The organism is Oceanipulchritudo coccoides (assembly GCF_010500615.1).
Taxonomy (GTDB): Bacteria; Verrucomicrobiota; Verrucomicrobiia; order Opitutales; family Oceanipulchritudinaceae; genus Oceanipulchritudo; species Oceanipulchritudo coccoides.
Map to the genome: position 1 here is coordinate 1 of NZ_JAAGNX010000023.1, position 385 is coordinate 385.

General features: G+C 60.0%; 1 protein-coding gene. It reads right to left on the minus strand.

Translation table 11 applies throughout. The features are described from left to right. Positions 1-8: 8 nt before the first annotated feature. Positions 9-385: fatty acid desaturase (locus G0Q06_RS14260; protein WP_238710907.1), on the minus strand; the 377-nt coding region annotated here is incomplete at its 5' end.

Sequence of the window (385 nt, forward strand, 5' to 3'; positions counted from 1 at the left end):
TATGCGGCTCAGGCCGCGGCGTAGGTCCGCCGCGCCTCGGCAAAGCTGAGCAGGCGACGCTGCTTTTCGTCCCAAAGGTGGAGCCGCGCGCAGGCGATGCTTTCAGCAATGCTCAACCGCTGCGCCTCCGCCAGCACCTTGTGATCGCGCAACACTTCGGTAAGCCTGTAAAACGGAATACGGCTGTACAGATGATGCACGTGGTGAATGCCAATGTTGGCCGTAAACCATTGCAGCCAGCCCGGCATCACATAATGCGAAGACCCGTGCAGTGCGGCATCATGCACATCCCATGCCTCGGGCTGGTCCCAATGGGTCACCTCGAACTGATGCTGCACATAAAACAACCAAACCCCAAGGGTCGCCGCCACAAGCGTCGTCGGGA